2 protein-coding genes are annotated in these 2,059 nt (G+C 71.4%); both read right to left on the minus strand.

Features of this window, described 5'->3' with window-relative positions:
• Positions 1–25: 25 nt before the first annotated feature.
• Entirely contained in the window at positions 26–946 is a 921-nt protein-coding gene (locus HOQ08_RS02495) for a hypothetical protein (protein WP_291191131.1), read from the minus strand.
• A gap of 297 nt (positions 947–1,243) precedes the next feature.
• A partial coding sequence (locus tag HOQ08_RS02500; protein ID WP_291191134.1) for an HAD family acid phosphatase occupies positions 1,244–2,059 on the minus strand: 816 nt, incomplete at its 5' end.

Genomic DNA, 2,059 nt, shown 5'->3' on the forward strand with positions numbered 1-2,059 from the left:
TGGGCTGTAAAGGACGCCCGGGCGCTCAGCGCGGCGCCGTGGCCGTGGCAGACGCCGCGCTGGCGGCACGCGCCGGCGCGGCGAGGCGCTGGTGGGCCTGGCGCACGCCCTGCAGCAGGTCCTGGTCGTACCAGCGGCCGTCCTGCAGCACCAGCGTCGATTCCAGCGCCAGCGGCTTGCCCAGCAGCCGGTACTCGATGCGCACGCGCGCATAGGGCGGGTGGTACTCCAGCGGCACCACGCGTGCCGAGTCCAGCGCCTCGTCCAGCGGCAGGCCGTACAGCGCGAGCACCTGCTTGATGCCTCCGAAGGCGATGGCGTAGCTGTGCATGGCTTGGTCGAAACCCATCGTGCGCAGGCTCTGCGCATCGCGCAGGTCGAGCTTGCGCGCGGCGGCGACGACCAGGCCGACCGCATGGCGCGCCCTGCCCGGGTCGAACCATGGCGCCTGCTGTGCCCATGGGCCGAGGGCGTCGACCAGCGCCGTGGCATCGCGCTTCTGGGCCTCGCCCAGGTGCGGGTTCGCGGTGATCGCCTTGCCGGCGAGCGCGCGGCCGATGCCGACCAGCAGCGGCAGCTGGTCGCCGTAGCGGGCCCTGGCGTCGGCCAGCCAGGGCTGCAGCCGGGCGTCGATCGTGGCCTCGGCATCCGGCGCGAGGAGCTGGCGCAAAGTGGTGTCGATGCGTTGCCGCTCGGCGGCGGTCATGGGGGCTTCGCCGGCGCGCGCCTTGGCCCAATCCGCACGCAACAGGGCGTAGTCGTGCGGCGGCAGCGCATGCCGCCAGAAGCCGGCGAAGTCGTCCGCGCGGACAAGTGCAATCGATTCGCGCACCGCCGCCTCGGGCGACTCGCCGCCGGAGGCCGTGGCCGCATCGCGCGAATGGCAGGCCGCCAGGGCGAGCAGGCCGAGCGACAGCAGCAGGTGGCGTAGCGGCGTCAGGCGCATGGACTTCTCGGCGGTGCGCGGGCATGGCGCCAGGACGGAACGGGCAGCGTACGTGGCCCGTCGAGCCGGCGGCAAGCGGCCGGATGGCCAGTTCCCTGGCGTCGCCCCCGGCGCGCGGTCGTGCCCCAGACAAGAAAAACCCCGCGGGCCTGGAGCCGCGCGGGGGAAATCCGGCTGGGCCGGAAGGGAAATGGCCTTGCCCGCAGTTTGGAGGTCAGCAGGTTTCGGCGGGCACAGCTTAGTGGCTTCGCACGCCTTAAGGCAATACTTGATGTTTATTAGCTCAAGCTATTGATTTCAATCAACTCGTAAAGCCTTGAGCTTGGCCTCGCGGCGCGCCTCCCGCGGCGCTTGCCAGTCGTTGTCGAACAAGGCCGGCTCCCAGCTGCCGTAGCTCGGATTGGGCAGCACGAACCAGCGCTCGCCGATCCAGTCCAGATAGGGCGCGACCACCTGGCGACGGCCGGCCGGGGTATTGGGGAGCACGTCGACGAAATCGCCGAGCTGGTCGCCGAACTGCATCAGCACGCGATACTGGCGGGCGACCAGCTGGCGCCGGCAACCCTTTTCCGAGCCGGCCTGCTCGCAGCCCTCGACGAAGGTTCCCAGCCCCAGGAACGACTGCGGGCCCGCCACCGGCAGGCCCGCGGCGCGCAGGTTGGCAAGGGTCGCCTCGTCCAGGTCCTTGGCGCGGTTGGACAGGTAGAACACCGCCACCCCATGCTGCACGGCAAAGCGGGTGAAGGCGACCACCCCGGGCAGCGCGCGCGCCTTGGCTTCCTTGCACCAGGCCGCCCAATCCGCCTCGTTGAATTCGCCGCCGCTGCGCACCAGGCGGGCCTGGTAGGGCGAGTTGTCCAGCACGGTCTCGTCGATGTCCAGCAGCACCGCCGGCTTGAGGCCCCTGGCCGGCACCACGCGGTCGGCCTTGGGCAACGCATCCCAGCGCGGGTCGGCCAATGCGGCAAGCAGGCGGGCCTGGGCGTCGCGGTAGGTTTGCAGGTAGATCAGGTCGTGCTCGACCGCCGTCTGCGTCCATGCCACGGCGTTGAGGTTGTCGTCCGCGGCCGCCGCATGGGCCACGGGGGCCGCCGGCGCAGCGGGCGGCGCGGT

This window comes from Frateuria sp. (genome assembly GCF_013362045.1).
In the GTDB taxonomy this organism is placed as follows: Bacteria; Pseudomonadota; Gammaproteobacteria; order Xanthomonadales; family Rhodanobacteraceae; genus Frateuria_A.

What these genes read in the sequence shown, in the direction of transcription:
- HOQ08_RS02495 (WP_291191131.1), bottom strand. Translation starts at nt 946, where the DNA reads ATGCGCCTGACGCCGCTACGCCACCTGCTGCTGTCGCTCGGCCTGCTC.